The sequence below is a fragment of the Streptomyces sp. NPDC028305 genome (assembly GCF_055569495.1).
On record NZ_JBVHTN010000001.1, the window covers coordinates 837,217 to 852,909 of the forward strand.

The 15,693-nt window shown below is 72.1% G+C and carries 18 protein-coding genes; 4 read left to right on the forward strand and 14 right to left on the reverse strand.

Features of this window, described 5'->3' with window-relative positions:
- Positions 1 to 51: 51 nt before the first annotated feature.
- Genes ACZ4WQ_RS03855 through ACZ4WQ_RS03865 form a run of 3 tightly spaced genes read right to left on the reverse strand, consistent with a single transcriptional unit; the run spans position 52 to position 3,226 of the window.
- Positions 52 to 921 carry a carbohydrate ABC transporter permease gene (locus tag ACZ4WQ_RS03855; protein WP_398369693.1) on the reverse strand — a complete coding sequence of 290 codons (870 nt, stop codon included), beginning with the start codon at positions 919 to 921 and terminating at the stop codon, positions 52 to 54.
- Positions 918 to 1,883: a carbohydrate ABC transporter permease gene (locus tag ACZ4WQ_RS03860; RefSeq protein WP_398369691.1), complete on the reverse strand. Its 966-nt coding sequence runs from the start codon at positions 1,881 to 1,883 to the stop codon at positions 918 to 920. Before ACZ4WQ_RS03860 ends, ACZ4WQ_RS03855 begins: the two co-directional genes overlap by 4 nt.
- Positions 1,880 to 3,226: an extracellular solute-binding protein gene (locus ACZ4WQ_RS03865; protein ID WP_385345756.1), complete on the reverse strand. Its 1,347-nt coding sequence runs from the start codon at positions 3,224 to 3,226 to the stop codon at positions 1,880 to 1,882. Before ACZ4WQ_RS03865 ends, ACZ4WQ_RS03860 begins: the two co-directional genes overlap by 4 nt.
- Before the next feature lie 245 nt (positions 3,227 to 3,471).
- On the opposite strand from ACZ4WQ_RS03865, the gene ACZ4WQ_RS03870 reads away from it, so the two are divergent.
- Positions 3,472 to 3,834, forward strand: a complete 363-nt coding sequence (locus tag ACZ4WQ_RS03870) for a hypothetical protein (protein ID WP_398369689.1) — start codon at positions 3,472 to 3,474, stop codon at positions 3,832 to 3,834.
- 2 nt (positions 3,835 to 3,836) lie between these two features.
- On the opposite strand, the gene ACZ4WQ_RS03875 is transcribed toward ACZ4WQ_RS03870, so the two are convergent.
- Positions 3,837 to 4,865, reverse strand: a complete 1,029-nt coding sequence (locus ACZ4WQ_RS03875) for an NADP-dependent oxidoreductase (protein ID WP_398369687.1) — start codon at positions 4,863 to 4,865, stop codon at positions 3,837 to 3,839.
- Positions 4,866 to 4,948: 83 nt separating this feature from the next.
- Between ACZ4WQ_RS03875 and ACZ4WQ_RS03880 the strand changes: the two genes are divergently transcribed.
- Entirely contained in the window at positions 4,949 to 5,389 is a 441-nt protein-coding gene (locus tag ACZ4WQ_RS03880) for a MarR family winged helix-turn-helix transcriptional regulator (RefSeq protein WP_311722698.1), read from the forward strand.
- Between the two features lie 33 nt (positions 5,390 to 5,422).
- On the opposite strand, the gene ACZ4WQ_RS03885 is transcribed toward ACZ4WQ_RS03880, so the two are convergent.
- The 3 genes from ACZ4WQ_RS03885 to ACZ4WQ_RS03895 form a co-directional block, all read right to left on the reverse strand.
- Positions 5,423 to 6,268, reverse strand: coding sequence for an SCO2400 family protein (locus tag ACZ4WQ_RS03885; protein ID WP_468022004.1), 846 nt, complete (start codon positions 6,266 to 6,268; stop codon positions 5,423 to 5,425).
- Between the two features lie 141 nt (positions 6,269 to 6,409).
- Complete coding sequence (locus tag ACZ4WQ_RS03890) at positions 6,410 to 7,285, reverse strand: SMP-30/gluconolactonase/LRE family protein (protein WP_468022005.1); 876 nt, start codon at positions 7,283 to 7,285, stop codon at positions 6,410 to 6,412.
- Entirely contained in the window at positions 7,282 to 8,058 is a 777-nt protein-coding gene (locus ACZ4WQ_RS03895; RefSeq protein WP_311722695.1) for an IclR family transcriptional regulator, read from the reverse strand. Before ACZ4WQ_RS03895 ends, ACZ4WQ_RS03890 begins: the two co-directional genes overlap by 4 nt.
- Before the next feature lie 157 nt (positions 8,059 to 8,215).
- Between ACZ4WQ_RS03895 and ACZ4WQ_RS03900 the strand changes: the two genes are divergently transcribed.
- Positions 8,216 to 8,830, forward strand: a complete 615-nt coding sequence (locus tag ACZ4WQ_RS03900; protein WP_468022006.1) for a hypothetical protein — start codon at positions 8,216 to 8,218, stop codon at positions 8,828 to 8,830.
- Here the strand turns inward: ACZ4WQ_RS03900 and ACZ4WQ_RS03905 are convergent.
- From ACZ4WQ_RS03905 to ACZ4WQ_RS03925, 5 genes are all read right to left on the reverse strand, one after another.
- Positions 8,805 to 9,230, reverse strand: coding sequence for an OsmC family protein (locus ACZ4WQ_RS03905; protein WP_311722693.1), 426 nt, complete (start codon positions 9,228 to 9,230; stop codon positions 8,805 to 8,807). The genes ACZ4WQ_RS03900 and ACZ4WQ_RS03905 overlap by 26 nt on opposite strands.
- 155 nt (positions 9,231 to 9,385) lie before the next feature.
- The gene (locus ACZ4WQ_RS03910) at positions 9,386 to 9,985 is read right to left on the reverse strand and encodes a histidine phosphatase family protein (RefSeq protein ID WP_468022007.1); all 600 of its coding nucleotides are present in this window, start codon (positions 9,983 to 9,985) and stop codon (positions 9,386 to 9,388) included.
- Complete coding sequence (gene trxA, locus ACZ4WQ_RS03915) at positions 9,978 to 10,388, reverse strand: thioredoxin (protein WP_468022008.1); 411 nt, start codon at positions 10,386 to 10,388, stop codon at positions 9,978 to 9,980. The genes ACZ4WQ_RS03910 and trxA overlap by 8 nt, the downstream gene beginning before the upstream one ends.
- Before the next feature lie 141 nt (positions 10,389 to 10,529).
- The gene (locus ACZ4WQ_RS03920; protein WP_398369677.1) at positions 10,530 to 11,675 is read right to left on the reverse strand and encodes an AAA family ATPase; all 1,146 of its coding nucleotides are present in this window, start codon (positions 11,673 to 11,675) and stop codon (positions 10,530 to 10,532) included.
- Positions 11,662 to 12,447, reverse strand: a complete 786-nt coding sequence (locus ACZ4WQ_RS03925) for an RNA ligase family protein (protein WP_468022009.1) — start codon at positions 12,445 to 12,447, stop codon at positions 11,662 to 11,664. Before ACZ4WQ_RS03925 ends, ACZ4WQ_RS03920 begins: the two co-directional genes overlap by 14 nt.
- Positions 12,448 to 12,696: 249 nt before the next feature.
- On the opposite strand from ACZ4WQ_RS03925, the gene ACZ4WQ_RS03930 reads away from it, so the two are divergent.
- On the forward strand, positions 12,697 to 13,728 hold the full coding sequence (locus ACZ4WQ_RS03930; protein ID WP_468022010.1) for an AraC-like ligand-binding domain-containing protein: 1,032 nt from the start codon (positions 12,697 to 12,699) through the stop codon (positions 13,726 to 13,728).
- Here ACZ4WQ_RS03930 and ACZ4WQ_RS03935 read toward each other — a convergent pair.
- Together ACZ4WQ_RS03935 and ACZ4WQ_RS03940 are read right to left on the reverse strand one after the other, a co-directional pair.
- On the reverse strand, positions 13,676 to 14,554 hold the full coding sequence (locus tag ACZ4WQ_RS03935) for an SMI1/KNR4 family protein (RefSeq protein ID WP_358847081.1): 879 nt from the start codon (positions 14,552 to 14,554) through the stop codon (positions 13,676 to 13,678). The genes ACZ4WQ_RS03930 and ACZ4WQ_RS03935 overlap by 53 nt on opposite strands.
- Before the next feature lie 51 nt (positions 14,555 to 14,605).
- Complete coding sequence (locus ACZ4WQ_RS03940) at positions 14,606 to 15,652, reverse strand: PucR family transcriptional regulator (protein WP_468022096.1); 1,047 nt, start codon at positions 15,650 to 15,652, stop codon at positions 14,606 to 14,608.
- Positions 15,653 to 15,693 lie beyond the last annotated feature (41 nt).

Here is a 15,693-nt window from a genome sequence, read left to right on the forward strand (position 1 = left end):
GCCCACCCCGTGGGGGGACACCTCGTGGGGGGACACCTCGTGGGAGGACGCTCACTGGCCCGCCAGGCCCGTGTGGGCCACGCCGCGGACGATCTGGCGCTGGAAGAGGGTGAAGACCACCAGCAGCGGCAGGCCCGCGATCACGACCGAGGCCATCATCTGGGCGTACCGCAGCCCGTACGAGGACTGGACGTTGACCAGCCCCACCGGCAGCGTCATCCCGTTCGGGTCGGTGGTGACCAGGAACGGCCACAGGAAGTTGTTCCACGTCGAGATGAAGGTGAAGATCGCCACGGCCGCGAGCACCGGCCGGGACAGCGGCATCACGATGGTCCAGAAGACCCGCCACCGCCCCGCCCCGTCCACGAACGCCGCCTCCTCCAGCTCGCGCGGCACCCCGTCGAAGAACTTCACCAGGATGAAGACCATCGCGGGCACGGCGACCTGCGGCAGGATCACGCCCCAGTAGGTGTCGACGAGCCCCATGGAGACCATCTCCGCGAACAGCGGGGCGATCAGCACCTGCGGCGGCACCATGATCCCGGCCAGCACAAGACCGTAGAGCACCTTGCGGCCGCGGAACTCGGTCCGCGAGAAGCCGTACGCGGCCATGGCACACAGCACCACGGTCAGCAGGGTCGTCATCACCGAGATATAGGCGGAGTTGAACATCCACTGCCCGATGTCGCCGGACTTCCACACCTCGCGGTACGCGTCGAAGGTGATCGTCGAGCCGATCCACTTCAGCGGGGTCGTGGTGGTCTCCCCCTCCGGCTTGAGGGAGGTGGCCACCGCCCAGGCCAGCGGCAGCAGCCACACCACCACCAGCCCGAGCGCGACCAGCAGCATGGCGAGCCGCCCCGGTGCCCAGCGGCCCCTGTGCTCCGCGCCTTCCTTCAGACCAGCTGTCTCCGCGCTCATGACCGCGCACCCTCCTCACTCGAGCGGCGGGTCAGCCGCAGTTGCACCAGGGAGACGATCACGATCAGGGCGAAGAAGAGATACGAGACGGCGGAGGCATAGCCGATGCGGTAGCCGGTGAAGCCGGTCTGGTAGACGTACTGGAGGATCGGCCGGGTGGATTCGTCCGGGCCGCCGGCGGTCATGATGTAGACCTGATCGAAGATCTTCAGCGAGGCCAGGATCTGGAGCACCAGCACAACGCCCGTGGTGCGCCGCAGCAACGGCAGGGTGATGTGGCGCAGCCGGGCCCAGGCGCCCGCGCCGTCCAGCTCCGCCGCCTCGTAGAGATGCTGCGGAATGGCCTGGAGCGCGGCGAGGTACAGCAGGAAGTTGAAGCCGACGGTCCACCAGACCGTGGTCAGGACGATGGACAGCATGGCGTAGCGCTCGTCGGTGAGCCAGCCGATCCCCGGGTGCAGACCGAGGGAGGCCAGCGCCTGGTCGGCGAAGCCGAAGTCGGACGGGAAGATCACCCACATGAAGAGCAGCCCGACCACCCCGGACGGCAGCAGGAAGGGCGCGAACCAGCTCAGCCGCCACAGCCACTGGACCACGCGCAGATGGTGCGCGAGCAGCGCCATGCCCAGGCCGACGAGGACGAGGGGGACGGTGGACAGGACGGTGAACCAGACCGTGTTCCACAGCGAGGACCACACATCGGGGTCCCGGAGGGCCTCGGCGTAGTTGTCGAAGCCGATGAAGTGGCTGTCGGTGCCGGTGATGTTGTCGTCGCCGAGGCTCATCTTGACGCCGTAGAGCAGCGGCCAGAGGAGGAAGAGGGCGTAGACGAGGAGGAAGGGTCCGACGAAGACCAGCCCGTGCTCGGTCCAGTGGCGGCGCACGGTCCCGGGCGAGGTGGTGGCCGTGCTCTCGGAGGAGCGGGGCGGGGGCGGGGGCGCGGTGACGGTCGGCGCGCTCATTTCGCACCTCCGAAGGGGTTGGGGGTGTCGAGGAGCTCGCGCAGCCGGGCCTTGGCCTCGTTCAGCGCGTTCCGGGGCGTACGGGAGCCGGTGAACACGCCGGAGAAGGCCGAGCCGAGCTCGATCCACATGAGGGAGGCGGAGCCGGCGAACCAGGCGGGCTCGTCGAGCGCGACGTCGTTGACGACCGAGCGGTATTCGGACTGCGGCTGGAGCTTCAGATACGCGGGGTTCTCCAGTGTCGGCAGATAGGCCGGCACATGCCCGCCCTTGGCCCACTCGACGGTGTGCTTCAGCATCCAGGCCACGAACTCATGGGCCGCTTCGTTGGTCTCGCCGCCCCGGTCGGTCTGGTGGGGCAGCACGAAGGAGTGGCAGTCGGCCTGGGCGGTGGGGCGGCCGAAGAGGGCCGGCACGCGGGTCATGGAGAACGGCAGCTTGGTGGTGCGGAAGGAGCTGATCTCCCACTCGCCGTTGAGGTAGAAGGCGGTCTTGCCGCCGTTGAAGACGCCGACGGAGCCCGGGTAGTCGACCCGGCGGGGGCACAGTCCCTCGTCGGCGAGCATGGCCATGTACTCCAGCACCTTGAGCGCCTTGGCGTCGTCGAGGGCGAGGCGGCGGCCGTCGGCTGACAGGACCTTCCCGCCGGTCTGGGAGTAGAAGGTGGAGAACACCCGCCAGGGGCCGATGACATCGCCGCCGATGGTCTCGGTGACCAGCCCCGGCGCTCCGGTGGCCTTCTTGGCGGCGCGCAGGGCGGCGGTGAACTCCTCGGCGCCGTGGATGGGCTTGAGCTTGCCGTCGGCGCCGAGCAGCCCGGCCTTCTCGCACACCTCGGTGTTGTAGAAGAGCACCATGGGGTGGGTGTCGAGCGGGATGGCGTACTGCTTGCCCCCGACCGCGCCGCGCTTCCAGATGTCCTCGGGGAAGTCGGCGGCGGTCACGCCGTGGTCGGCGAGCAGGTCGAGGTCGAAGGCGTCGAGGAGGCGGCCGGGCGCGAAGCCCGCGAGCCGAGCCAGGTGCAGCGCCGCGACCTCGGGCGCGCGGCCGCCCGCGCCCGCCATGCCGAGCTTGGTGTAGTACGGCGAGCCCCACTGGAACGTGGCGGCCTCCAGGCCGATCGCGGGATGGGCCGCGCGGTAGGCGTCCAGCATCGCGTTCATGTTGACGCCGTCGCCGCCGCCGAAGAGGTGCCAGTAGCGCAGCCGGGTCTTGCCCGCGCAGCCCGGTGAGCATGCTGCGGGCGCGGCGCAACCGGTGGCGCCCGCGCCCATGGCCCCGGCGGCGGCGAGCGCGCCGAGCCCGGAGAGCACGCCGCGGCGACTCGGGGAGGATCGTTGCATTGCGGCTCATTCCTGCTGCCCAGGCAGCGCTGTTCGCTATTTCGAATGCCGCTCGTAACTTCGGACGGGAACATAAGCCGCTGAGGAGTGCACGTCAACGCTTTGAACACGACTCGCCTCACCTCTTGACCCACCTCGGAGCAAGCGCTTACCGTCCGGGCCGATGCGCTTACCGGAATGCCAGACGTGTGCCGGTATACCGAACGACGATCAGGTCTATTTCGGGCGAGCGAGGCGGGTAACGGATGTTCGAGCTGGGAGATCTGACGGTCCGCTACCCGCGGGACGGGGCGCCGGGCGGCGCGGACGATACGGGCGGCGCGGACGGAACCGGAGCCGTGATCGGCCTGGAGACCTTCCCCACCGCGCTCACCGACCGTCTGGCGGCGCCCCGCAACGGCCTGCCGGAGGACTCCGCCCGCCACGACGGCGGCGCTGCGGCTGCGGGCGCAGCGTGCGACCGGGGCGAAGCCCCTGGTTACGGGAAGGGGCGGGGAGGGGAAAAGCCCGCCGCAGGCGCCCGAGGGCCGAGGCCCGGGGCCCGGGCCCCGGGCCCGAGGGCCGGGGCGGCCCCGGGGCCTGGCGGCCCGGCGGCCGGCGCCCGGTGAGGTCAGTCGGTCAGGGAGACGATCATCTTGCCGGTGTTCTCACCGCGCAGCATGCCCAGAAACGCATCCACCGCGTTGTCGACGCCCTTGACCACCGTCTCCCGGTAGTGCAGCGTGCCCTCGCGCAGCCAGCCGCCGACCTCCTCGACGAACTGCTGCTGAAGGTGCTGGTGGTCGTTCACGAGCATGCCCTGGATGCGCAGCCGCTTGCCGATGACGAGGGCGAGGTTGCGCGGCGCGGCGGGCGGCTCGGGCGCGTTGTACTGGGCGATCATGCCGCAGACGGTGACGCGCCCGTGCACGTTGAGGCGGCCGATCGCGGCCTCCAGGTGCTCGCCGCCGACGTTGTCGAAGTAGACGTCGATGCCGTCGGGCGCGGCCTCCTTCAGCTGCTCGGCGACCGGACCCTTCTTGTAGTTGAACGCCGCGTCGAAGCCGTACTCCTCGGTCAGCAGCCTCACCTTGTCGTCGGAGCCCGCGCTGCCGATGACCCGCGAGGCGCCCTTGAGCTTGGCGATCTGGCCGACCTGGCTGCCGACCGCGCCGGCCGCGCCGGAGACGAAGACCGCGTCGCCCTCCTTGAAGGAGGCGACCTCGATCAGGCCCGCGTACGCGGTGAGGCCGGTCATGCCGAGGACGCCGAGGTAGGCGGAGAGGGGGGCGGCGGCGGGGTCCACCTTGACCGCGTGCTGGGCGTCCACCCGCGCGTACTCGCGCCAGCCGCCGAAGTGCAGAACGTGGTCGCCGACGGCGATGCCGTCCGCGGCGGAGGCGATGACCTGGCCCACGGCGCCGCCGTCCATCGGATGGTCGAGCTTGTACGGCGGGGCGTAGGACTTCACGTCGTTCATCCGGCCGCGCATGTAGGGGTCCACCGACATGTACAGGTTGCGGACCAGCACCTGGCCGGGGCCCGGCTCGGTGACGGGGGTCTCGCGCAGCGCGAAGTCCTCGGGCTTCGGCCACCCCTGGGGGCGGGCGACGAGGTGCCACTCGCGGCCGGTGGCGGGAATCTCTGATGTGGCGGGCATGGGTCCTCCAAGTGTTTCAGGTGATGAAACAATCATGTGACTGAATATTTTATGATGTCAAATAAGTGGGTACCCTGGTGCCCATGACCTCCAGTAACGAACCTCCTGATCCGCTGACGCTCGAAGTCGTCGAACTCATCGGCACCATCGTCGCTCGCTATCACGAGGAATACGAACAGGCCGCCGCGAAGCACTCCCTCACCGGCGCGCAGGCCCGGGTGCTCGGGCTGTTGTCCCGCGGCCCGACGCCCATGCGGCACATAGCGCAGCAGCTGAAGTGCGAGCCGTCGAACATCACGGGGATCATCGACCGGCTGGAGGCCCGCGGCCTCGCCGAGCGCCGCCTGGACCCGGCCGACCGCCGCGTCAAGCTGGCCGCCGCGACGAACCGGGGCAGAGAGACCGCCGACCGGCTGCGCGGATCGCTCGACTTCGCGCGCGCCCCGCTGGCCGGGCTGTCGAAGGAGGAGCGCACGGTGCTGCGCGACCTGCTCACGCGGATGGTCGGGACAGCCCCGGCCTGATCCCCGGCCCGACCGTCCCCGGCCCGGCCTTTCCTACGTGCACCACCACAGAAAGCGGTCACAGGTGTCCGAGGGCGAGGGCGTGGGCTGGGTCGGCACGGAGGTGGTGGTGCCGGGGTCGGACGGCGTGGTCGGAGACTGGGTGGCCCCGCCTCCCCCGCCTCCTCCCCCACCGCCCGTGGTCGGGGCCGTGGCGGAGGGGTCGTCCGGTCCGTCGGTCGACGAGGGGTCGTCGGCGCTGGGCGACGAGCTGTCCCTGGCCTTCTTCTTGCCCTTGTCCTTGTCCTCGTCCGACGCGGCGTCCTCGCTCCGGCTCTCGTCCGCGCTCGGGCCGTCCACCCCCGCCGACGACCCCGCCGGCCCCGCGCCCGGCGCTCCGCTCTCGCGCACCCTCGGCCCGCTGGAGTCCCCCTCGCCCGGGCCGCGCTCCGCCTCCGACTTGTCGGGGCTTGACGTGGTCGAGGGCTCATGGAAGATGCCGCCCTCCGTGGCGATCTCCGCCACGAACAGCGCGGCCAGGATGGGGCCGAGCACCGACGCCATGATCGTCACCCGGCGCCCCCGGCCGCGGCGGGCCCTGCGCGCCCGGCCGCCGACGATGCCACGGGGCTTCGGCTTCCGGCGGGCGGCCTTGCGCCGGTCCGCGCGGGTCGAGGCCGCCACGGGCTCCGGGGCGGGCTCGACCTCCGCGCCCTCGTCACCGTCCCTGCCGTAGTCCACGGCGGCGGCCTCGACGGCGGCGGCCTCGACGGCGGCGGCCTCGATGGCGGCGGCCTCGGCGGCGGGATACGCGTACTCCTCAGCTCCGGCGTAGGCGCCGCAACCGGGGCAGGACACAGCGCCGTTGAGGTGGCGGTGGCAGGAAGGGCAGTAATCCATTTCGCCGGGCAGGTTATGTGCCCGGCGGCTAGCGGAGGAACCGCGGATTGTGAGAATCCTGTGCAAGGATCGATTTCACGCCGGGGATGGACCGCTTGGCCGAAATTGTCCGCCCCCGGCGGGCCGGGCCCCGGCGCCTCGTCAGCCCCCGAACGCCGGTTGCGCCAGCCCCTGCCCCGCCCCCGCCAGCACCAGGACCGACCCGGCGAGCGGCTGTTCGGCGGGGCCGAGCCCGACCCGGGCCGAGGTGACGTACAGATCGGTCAGGCCGGAGCCGCCGAAGGCGCACGCGGTCGGGCGGCGCACCGGCAGCTCGACCACCCGGTCGAGGGTGCCGTCCGGGGTGTAGCGGCGGACCGCGCCGCCGTCCCACAGCGCGACCCACACACAGCCCTCGGCGTCCACGCACAGCCCGTCGGGGAAGCCCGCGCCGTCCTCGATCCGCGCGAAGGGGCGGCGGCCGGTGACCTCAGCGCCCGCCACGTCGAAGACGTCGATCCGGCGGGTCGGGGTGTCGGCGTAGTACATGAGGCGGCCGTCCGGGCTCCAGCCGGTGCCGTTGCTGACCGTGACGTCCGGCAGGATCTCCGCGACGGAGCCGTCCGGCGCGATACGGGACAGCGTGCCGCCGCCCGTCGCCTCGTCGTAGCGCATGGTGCCCGCCCACAGCGAGCCGTCCGGCGCCACGGCCGCGTCATTGCCCCGGCGGCCGGGGACCACCTCGTGGACCAGCCAGGAGAACGCGCCGTCGGCCCCGTACAGGCCGATGCCGTCGCGGAGGTTGACGGCCAGGCCGCCGCCCGCCCGGGGCTTGGCGGCGCCGACGTGCTGCTCGGTGGCCAGGACCGTGCGCCGACCGGTGGCCGGGTCGTAGGTGTGCACCCGGGACGAGAGGATGTCGACCCAGATCAGCCGCTGCGCCGCGGCGTCCCAGGTCGGGCCCTCGCCCAGCTCGGCCATCGCCCGCACGGCGACATCGAGCCCGTCGCTGCTGCCGCTGCCGTTCGCTCCGCTCATGCTCCGCGCCTCCGGTGTCCGAGTCGGGCCGACAGCTCGCCGGCGCCCTTGGCCGCCAGCTCCGCCAGCTCCTCCTGCCGTTCCTCGCTCCAGCGGATCATCGGCACGGAGATCGACAGCGCCGCCACGACCTGGCCCGTCGAGTCCCGTACCGGCGCCGCCACACAGCTCACATCCGGGTTGGACTCGCGCTGCTCGACCGCGATGCCGCGCTCACGGATGACGGCGAGATGGCGGCGCAGCTCCTCCGGGGAGGTGATGCTGTTGTCCGTCATCGCGATCAGCGGCGCGCCCTCCGGGATCCGGGCCGCCAGGGCCTCCTCCGAGAGGGAGGCGAGCAGCATCTTGCCCACCGAGGTGCAGTGGGCGGGCAGCCGGCGGCCGGCGGCGGAGACCATGCGGACGGCGTGGGTGGAGTCGACCTTGGCGATGTAGATGACATCCGCGCCTTCGAGGATGGCGACATGGACGGTCTCGTCGCAGGTCTCGGCGACGCTGCGGGCCACCTGCCGGCCCTCGGCGGCCAGGTCCAGCTGCTCGGCGTAACGGCTGCCCAGTTGGTACGGGCGCACCCCGAGCCGGTAGCGGCCGGGCTGGTCGGGCACTTGCACCAGGTAGGAGCGGGCGGCCAAGGTGGTCACCAGCTCATGGACCGTGGTGCGGGGCAGCCCGAGCTTACGGGTGATCTCGGGCGCGGAAAGCGTGCCGTCCCCGTCGAGGAAGAGCTCGAGTATGTCCAGAGCCCGGGTTACCGCGGGCACCAGGCGTCCCATATCGCTCGCCCACCCCTCCTGGTCCAGATGACACCATTCGTTCGAGATTACGGCCAGCGGCCGGTATCGCGAACACAGATTACGCAGGGGTGACTTCTCGAGGCAATGGCCAGGGATTGGTACCCCTGGGTAACGTCGGGTGCGTCACGATGGCGCCATGAACTCCGCGCTCGACCCGTCTGCCGACTCCTTCCCCACACCTTTCCCCTTCGTTCTGGTGCTGCTGCGGAGAATGGCCGACTACCACCCGGATCTGGTCGAGGACGCGCTGCGGGAGCTGGGCTTCAGCCGCGCCGTGATGCGCGAGACCAACCGCCGCTGGCAGGCCATGCGGCGCTCCCCGCGGCGCCGGTCGGCGGTGGCCCACTACCGCTCGGTGCTCGGCGCGCCCGAGGCCCGCGCCGCCCGCCGGATCGGCGATCTGACCTGCGAGGCGCTGAGCTGGCCGGTGCCACTGTGGCCGGATCTGCGGTTCGAGGTGCTGACCGCCCCGGGCGGCGGGGTGTGGAACGAGTGGCTGGTGCGCGCGCCCGGCGCGGCCGGTCCTCCGCTGCGTACGGTGGCGGACCTGGCGCCCTGGTCCTGCACGGTGGACGAGGTGGCGGGGGCCTTCGCGCCCGCCCGGCCGATGGAGGGCTCGGCGCCCACCCGCTGGCGGCTCGCGTTCACCGCCCCGGACGAAAAAGGTGAACTCCACCACTGTGTGGCGGAGTTCACCTGGGGGTTGCTCCAGCGTGTCGACGCCGTCAGGACAGCTTCGCCGTCAGGGTGATCGTCGTACCGGTGAGCGCCTGGCTCACCGGGCAGTTCTTCTTGGCCTCCTCGGCCGCCGCGACGAACGTGTCCTCGTCCACGCCCTCCACCGTGCCCTCCACGGTGAGGTGGATGCCGGTGATGCCGGTGCCCGGCTGGAAAGTGACATCGGCCTGCGTGGTCAGCTGCGTCGGCGGGGTGCCGGCCTGGGTGAGGCCGTGCGACAGCGCCATCGAGAAGCAGCTGGAGTGCGCGGCCGCGATCAGCTCCTCCGGGCTGGTCTTGCCGTTCGCCTGCTCGGCGCGCGAGGGCCAGGAGACGGGCTGCTCTCCGATCCCGGAGGAGTCGAAGGTCACCGCCCCCTTGCCCTCCACCAGATTGCCGTGCCAGACGGTGTGCGCGGTGCGCGTCGTAGCCATGCTTCCTGCCTTCTGTGAGCCTCTGTCGTCGACTTCTACCGACTTCTACCGGGTTCTATCGACTTCTGCGAGCCTGCTGTGGATCACCCGAGTGAATCACCTGGACGGGTGACCTGCCGGTGGTGATCACCCTGCCTGTGGTGATCACCCTGAGCCTACGACCCGGAGCCCACGTTCCACGCGACAAGAGCCGGGCGGCCGTGCTCGATTCCGATCCGGCTGACGGTCGCCGTGTCGAGGCGGAAGAGCGCGCCCGCGGACGGCGGCAGCCCGAGGCGGCGCGCGGTGAGGACGCGCAGGACATGCCCGTGGGCGACAAGAACCACATCGCCGCGGTCGGCGCGCAGCTCGGACTCCACGGCGGCGAGCACCCGGTCGACGCGGGCGCCGATCTGCTCGGGCAACTCGCCCGGGTGCTCGGCCCCGCCCGGGGCGACGCCGTCGGTCCACAGGGTCCAGTCGGGCCGGGTGCGGTGGATCTCGTCGGTGGTGATGCCCTCGTAACCGCCGTAGTCCCACTCGTGCAGATCCGGCTCGATCCGCGCCCCCTCGATGCCCGCCAGCCGGGCCGTGTGCACGGCCCGGCTCAACGGACTCACCAGAGCGAGCGCGACCTTGCGGTCGGCGAGCAGCGGGCGCAGCGAGCGGGCTTGGTCCTCGCCGCGCGGGGTGAGCGGCTGATCGGTCCAGCTGGTGTGCTTGCCCGTCCGGCTCCACTCGGTCTCGCCGTGCCGGATCAGCACCAGCTCACCCATGGCTGCCCGGCGCTCCCGCCTCACCCGCGGCCGCCTTGGCCTTCGCCTGCTCCTCGGCGATGGAGGCGCGGACGGTATCCATGTCCAGGCCGCGGGCCTGGCCGATGACGTCCTCCAGGGCGGCCTCGGGGAGGGCACCGGGCTGGGCGAAGACGGCGATGTTCTCGCGCACGATCATCAGGGTCGGGATGGACTGGATGTCGAACGCGGCGGCCAGCTCCGGCTGCGCCTCGGTGTCCACCTTCGCGAAGACCACGTCCTGGTGGGTCTCCGAGGCCCGGTCGTAGACGGGCGCGAACATCCGGCACGGTCCGCACCAGGAGGCCCAGAAGTCGATCAGGACGAAGTCGTTCCCCGAGACGATCTCGTCGAAGTTGTCCTTGGTGAGTTCAACGGTGCTCATGCCTGCGTTACCTGCTTCCGTGCTGTCGGCAGTGGCCGTGCCCGCGTCAACCAGACGGACCCGAACGCTATTCCTGTCCGGGTCGCGCCGCAGGTCAGAGGGGGCGTACCGGCCGTAGGACAGTCGGCTGCGGCCGCGGGCTCAGGCCGTGTCGACCCAGGTGACCTGGTGTGCCTCGGTGGGGTCGGGGGTCTCCCAGCGGCGGATCAGCCGGTCGATGACCGCCTCGGGCACCGGCCGGGGCCGCGCGGCGTTACGGGCGCGCAGCACCGCGGGCGGCGCCTCGAGGGCCACCAGCTCGACCCGCCCGCCGTACCCGGCCACCAGCCCCACGGACTGCTCGCGCAGCCGCCGCGAGACGTTGGTAGCGTTCCAGACGAACGGCTCGCCCGCGCGCAGATGCCCCCGGGCCGCCTCCCGCGCGGCCGCCACCACCGGCGCCTGGTCGGCGGCCGGATCCACGCCCAGCTCGGCGCGCAGCGCGTCCAGGCTGACGACGGGCAGGCCGGGGCGGTGGGCTCCGATCCAGTGGTCCTTGCCGACGCCAGGCAGGCCCGACAGGACGGTCACCGTCATCCGGGTGTCGTCGTACGCGGCGTAGTCCGGGTCCCGGCCGGGGGTGCGGAAGTACTCGAAGCGGGCGTGGTCGGAGGGGAACCGGCGCGGGGTGGTCAGGCAGTCCTGCTCGGCGCAGTACTCGCGGTACAGGGCGACGTTCTCCAGCATCGCGTCCATGTCGCCGCAGATCCGGCCGAGGATGTCGGCCGTCGCCAGCACCGCCAGGTCGTCGTTGCTCGCCAGCAGGGAGGCCCGGAAGGCGATGCGCTCCAGGTCGGGCCGCTCCAGCGCCCAGAACGGCACCTGGTGGTGTCTGACCAGGGCGGCGACATGCTCGCGCCAGGCGATCGGCGCCCCCAGCTCCCACAGCACCCTGCGGGCGATCAGCTCGCCGCGCCGGGAGTGGCCGCGGGCGGTGATCCGCCCCTCGGGGTCGGTGGCCGTGCAGTCCGGCTTCGCCGCGTCGTGCAGCAGCACGGCGGCGAACAGCAGCTCCCGCCCGGCCGCGGGCCTGGCCCGCCACTCGGGCAGCCCCGCCAGCGCCTCGGCGGCCATCCGGGTGTGGGTGGCCACATCGCCCTCGCCGTGGTGGACGGTGTCCTGCGGTACGCCCGCCAGACGGCGGATCCACGGATACGCCGAGACGATCCGGTCCCAGGGCACCGTCCAGTCCGGCGCCACGGGGCACAGCTCCAACAACTCCCGGAAGGGGGCCTCAGGCGCGCGCATACATCACCGCCGGGTCCCGGAGCCGGTTGGGCACGATCGGGCGGTCGAGCCAGTGCGTGCCGGAGTCCAGCACGCTGGTGAGGAAGCCGGGGCGCACCCACTTGTAGCGGCCCGCCACCACGCCGTCCTCCTCGACCTTGACGTACAGGCCCTCCATGAAGTCCGAGGAGTCGGTCTCCGCGGCCACCCGCCCGGGGTCGAGCCCGCCCGACTCGGCCGTCTCCCGCAGCGCCGCCCGCCACCCCTCCGTACGGCAGGTCGAGGGCCCGACGAACGCGGTGAGCGCGTCCAGGCCGGAGAGCGGCCCGGTGTGCAGCACGGGCACCGAGTGGACCGGCAGCCCCTCCAGCAGCTCGCGGCGGCGGGCCGTGGACAGGAACACGTCCTCGTCGCGGTCCAGCACATCGAACTCGTTGAAGTAGTGCGGCAGCGCGTCGTAGTACACCGTGTGCTTGGCGTAGAGCCACTCGCCGTACAGCACATGGCGGCTGCCCAGGCGCGGCCACAGCAGATCCCGGACCAGCGCCGCCCACGCCTTGAACGGCGAGAAGTGGCGCTCCCGGGGCCCGCCGGTGAGGAAGTGGCCACGGCTCTGGAGCCGCAGCTCGCCGTCCGGCGTGAAGCTGATCGCCGCGTTGGCACCGTCGAGCTTCTCCTCGACCACCAGATACCGGCCCGCGATCTCGGCGAACGGCACGGCGGCCAAGTCCTCGTCGCCGGGCTGGAGTCGGGAGCCCTGGAGATGCGGGGTCCTCGGGTACTTGCGGATCACGGGATTCTTTCTATGCCGTACGCGACGGACCGGGCAACGAGATTTCGAGGCCCCGGACAGGCCTTGGGGGTCGGTGAAGGCCGGACCCGCGCTGTTCGGGTCCGGCCTTCTCGCGTCCGAGTCACGCGCAGCCCGCAGCGTGGATAAGGACGTCTTCCACGGTAGGGCGAGCCACTGACAACGGGGCCGAGCGGTGCGGAGCACTATGGAACAGCGACGGATGAGCGGGGCCGAGGGGGAACCGTGGACATGGCACGCATGACGACGACATGGCTGACACCGGAGGAGCGGTTCGGCTGGTGGCACGACATGACGGCCTCGACGCTGATCCCGACCGCGATGGGCAGCGACCGGGCGGCGGACTTCGAGGCCACGGCCCGCGTGCTGAACCTCGGTGACGTCCAGGTCTCCGACATGACCTATCCCACGCTGACCGTGACCCGGACCCCACGGCTCATCCGGCACAGCGACCCCGGCTTTGTGCAGCTGTCGCTCACGCTCTCCGGGAACATGGGGCTGTCGCAGTTCAGGAGCCACACCCTGCTCGGCTCCGGGGATCTGGCGGTGTACAGCTCCTCGGAGCCGTTCGACGGCTGGGCCGGCCCCGAGGGCACGGCCCCGGTCCGCCAGTTACTCCTGCATCTGCCCCGGGCGGCCCTGCCGCCGGCCGCGCGGCAGGTGGACCATGTCGCGGCGACCCGCATACCCGGCGGCGGGGGATTCGCCGCGCTGCTGGCCCAGTTCCTCACCCATGTCGCCCGCAATCCGCACCAGTTCGGCCCCCAGGACGCGGCCCGGCTGTCCACCACGCTGATCGATCTGCTGTCCCACACCGTCGCCCAGCGGCTCGACACCGTCGCCGCCCTGCCGCCCGAGAGCCGGGAGCGCTCGCTGCTGCTCACGGTCCAGGCCTTCGTCCGCCGCCATCTGCACGAGCCCGGCCTCACCCCGGACGCCGTCGCCGCGGCCCACCACATCTCCACCCGCTCGCTCCACCGCCTCTTCCAGCGGCACGGCCTGACCGTGGCCTCCTGGATCCGCGACCAGCGCCTCGAGCGCTGCCGCCGCGACCTCGCCGACCCCCGGCTCGCCGCCCGGCCGATCCACGCCATCGCCGCGGGGTGGGGGTTCCCCCGCCCCGGCGACTTCACCCGCGCCTTCCGCGGCGCCTACGGCCTGCCGCCGCGCGAGTACCGCCACCGCTCGTACCGGGAATCCGGTCCCTATCTCAGCATGGCTCGAACCAGTGGGCGGCCACCCGCGCCGCGGGCGGAAAGCTGAACGGCTGCTTCCGGTCGGTGAGCATGCGCAGGATGAACTCGCCGGTGCCGCAGTCGAAGCGCTGCCAGTCGTTGAAGTCCTTCAGCACGAGCACCGGCCAGTCGTCCGGGTCGTCGGCGCCGGTCAGCCAGTGGAACGTCACCTCCTGCTCCGAGCTGCCCCAGATCAGCACGCCGCCGGGCGCGGGATACACCGGGTAGGGCCGGTACAGCTCGGCGTACTTCGGCGTGCTCACGCCCCAGTCGACGAGATCCCAGCCCAGGGCGCCCGGCACCAGCAGATCCAGATAGCCGTCGAAGCCGCCCGCGCCGAACAGGTCGACGATCTCCTTGTAGCCGCCGGGCAGGGCCGTGCCGAGCGCGGATTCCGCGGCCGCCCAGTCGATCGCGCCGTCGGCGCCGGACGGCCGCGGCCCCTCCCACCCGGTGACGACCGCCAGCCGCTCCGGCCACCCGGTGCCGGGCGGGAAGTCGCCCCGGCGGGCGACGACGATCACCCCGCGCGGCCCGTCCGCCATGGCCGTCAGGCCGTACCCCAACCAGTGCTCGTTCAGCGCCCAGCCGCGCAGCTCCACCACCTCGCCGTCGCCCGCCCCGGTGGGCGGACCGCCGAACGCGGGAGTGGGGACGCCCGCGGTGACCAGCCGCCGGACGGGCTGCCGGGTCCAGGGCAGCACCTCCAGGACGACCTGCTCCAGCAGCGCCGGATCCCATCCGTCGCGCACCAGACACACATGCCCCGCCCCGTGCCCGGGCAGCGGGCAGTGCGGCCGGGGGTCGGTCAGGGTCTGATCGAGCAGGGCGCGGAGCTCGGTGGTGCTGTCCATGCGGCCCAGTCAACGTCACGGGACCGACAACGCCGGCTCAGGGGTGCCGCGTCACACCTCGTTGTCCGGCCAGCCGAGGAACCGGGCGCCGATCACCGCGGTCTGAAGGGTGTAACGGTGGACGGGGTCGGCCGGGTCGGTGCCGGTGAGCGTGCGGATGCGCTCCAGCCGATACGTCAGGGCGCGCACGCTCAGGTTGAGGCGGCGTGCCGCCTCGGCCGCGACGCATCCGGAGTCGAAGTACGCGTTCAGCGTGTCGACCAGCGGCTGCGCGCCGCCCCGTGCGTCCCGCAGCGGCCCCAGGGTGTGGCGGACCAGGTCGGCCATGGCCTGCCGATCCCGGGTCAGGACCGGATAGACCAGCAGATCGGCGGCGCGCAGCACGGGGTCGTCCAGCTCCAGGCGGTCGGCCAGATCGAGGGCGTTGAGGGCTTCCTCATACGAGTGGACGACGCCGCCGGCGCCGGGATGGGCCCGCCCGATGGCCACCCGGCCGCCCTCGGTGGCCGCGTACGCCTGCTTGGCGAAGAACGTCAGAACGTCGTCCTGGTCACCGGGCGCGACGCAGATCAGCCGCCCTTCCTTGGTGGCCAGCAGGATGCTCCGCTCGCCGAACCGGGCGACCAGCGCGCTCGTCACCTGCCGGGTGGCCGGGTGGGTGTCGTCGACCGCCGGGCCGCCCTGGGCCACGGCGACCGCGTGCGCGTGCGAGAGCAGCAGGCCGAAGCGTACGGCGCGCTCGGCCAGGCGGCCCAGGTCGCTTCGGCCGTAGAGCAGATCGTCGATGAACTCCCGCCGGGCGGCCTCCTCCCGCCGCACCGCGAGCCGCTGCGCCCGCTCATGCCCCTCGGCGAACGCGTCGATCGCCTGCTCGACGGCCACCAGCAGACGGTCGGTGCCCGTGGCGGGAAGACCGGCCCCCACCTCGCGGGCCGCGGCGAGATGCCGCCGGACCAGAACCCGCAGCCCCTCCCCCTCCTCCGCGGCGCGCTCCCCCTGCGCCCGCAGAAACTCCAGCTCGTCCCGCGTGAGCCGACGGCCGGTCGGACACACATCGGCCAGAATCCGGACGTACCCCTCCAGAGCGTCGCCGGCCATCTCCCGTTCCCCCACGAGTCCTCCTGACGCGCCCGGACGAC

Coding starts and splice junctions, on each gene's coding strand:
- ACZ4WQ_RS03855 (WP_398369693.1), bottom strand. CDS start 921: ATGAGCGCGGAGACAGCTGGTCTGAAGGAAGGCGCGGAGCACAGGGGC.
- ACZ4WQ_RS03860 (WP_398369691.1), bottom strand. CDS start 1,883: ATGAGCGCGCCGACCGTCACCGCGCCCCCGCCCCCGCCCCGCTCCTCC.
- ACZ4WQ_RS03865 (WP_385345756.1), bottom strand. CDS start 3,226: ATGCAACGATCCTCCCCGAGTCGCCGCGGCGTGCTCTCCGGGCTCGGC.
- ACZ4WQ_RS03870 (WP_398369689.1), top strand. CDS start 3,472: ATGTTCGAGCTGGGAGATCTGACGGTCCGCTACCCGCGGGACGGGGCG.
- ACZ4WQ_RS03875 (WP_398369687.1), bottom strand. CDS start 4,865: ATGCCCGCCACATCAGAGATTCCCGCCACCGGCCGCGAGTGGCACCTC.
- ACZ4WQ_RS03880 (WP_311722698.1), top strand. CDS start 4,949: ATGACCTCCAGTAACGAACCTCCTGATCCGCTGACGCTCGAAGTCGTC.
- ACZ4WQ_RS03885 (WP_468022004.1), bottom strand. CDS start 6,268: ATGGATTACTGCCCTTCCTGCCACCGCCACCTCAACGGCGCTGTGTCC.
- ACZ4WQ_RS03890 (WP_468022005.1), bottom strand. CDS start 7,285: ATGAGCGGAGCGAACGGCAGCGGCAGCAGCGACGGGCTCGATGTCGCC.
- ACZ4WQ_RS03895 (WP_311722695.1), bottom strand. CDS start 8,058: ATGGGACGCCTGGTGCCCGCGGTAACCCGGGCTCTGGACATACTCGAG.
- ACZ4WQ_RS03900 (WP_468022006.1), top strand. CDS start 8,216: ATGAACTCCGCGCTCGACCCGTCTGCCGACTCCTTCCCCACACCTTTC.
- ACZ4WQ_RS03905 (WP_311722693.1), bottom strand. CDS start 9,230: ATGGCTACGACGCGCACCGCGCACACCGTCTGGCACGGCAATCTGGTG.
- ACZ4WQ_RS03910 (WP_468022007.1), bottom strand. CDS start 9,985: ATGGGTGAGCTGGTGCTGATCCGGCACGGCGAGACCGAGTGGAGCCGG.
- trxA (WP_468022008.1), bottom strand. CDS start 10,388: ATGAGCACCGTTGAACTCACCAAGGACAACTTCGACGAGATCGTCTCG.
- ACZ4WQ_RS03920 (WP_398369677.1), bottom strand. CDS start 11,675: ATGCGCGCGCCTGAGGCCCCCTTCCGGGAGTTGTTGGAGCTGTGCCCC.
- ACZ4WQ_RS03930 (WP_468022010.1), top strand. CDS start 12,697: ATGGCACGCATGACGACGACATGGCTGACACCGGAGGAGCGGTTCGGC.
- ACZ4WQ_RS03935 (WP_358847081.1), bottom strand. CDS start 14,554: ATGGACAGCACCACCGAGCTCCGCGCCCTGCTCGATCAGACCCTGACC.
- ACZ4WQ_RS03940 (WP_468022096.1), bottom strand. CDS start 15,652: ATGGCCGGCGACGCTCTGGAGGGGTACGTCCGGATTCTGGCCGATGTG.